Below are 228 nucleotides of genomic sequence, written 5' to 3'. Positions count from 1 at the left end.
GGACGCCTACCGGTTTCTCCGACACCGGCTAAACGGGGTCACCGTACGGACAGGGCCAATAACTTCAGGTCAGGCCAGACGGAGTTATACGCCTCCTGCTGACACGGAGCAAGCCCGTTATGCACAGAAAGCCTCTCCTCCAGCCGCCTCAAGCAGGCCCTGACCCCACGGGTCATCCCTTTTCCTTCCCCAGGTCTATCAGGATTAACCTTCCGGGTCAGGTTTTGC

Annotated in this window: 1 pseudogene; it reads right to left on the bottom strand. The window is 59.2% G+C overall.

The annotated features are described in order from the left end of the window. Positions 1-38 precede the first annotated feature (38 nt). Positions 39-228, bottom strand: a pseudogene (locus tag JDF658_RS13900) (IS200/IS605 family accessory protein TnpB-related protein); the annotation flags it as partial.

It is taken from the genome of Carboxydocella sp. JDF658 (genome assembly GCF_002049395.1).
GTDB lineage: Bacteria > Bacillota.
Note: the sequence above shows the minus strand (reverse complement) of the source record. Positions and strands in the feature narration are given on the sequence as shown.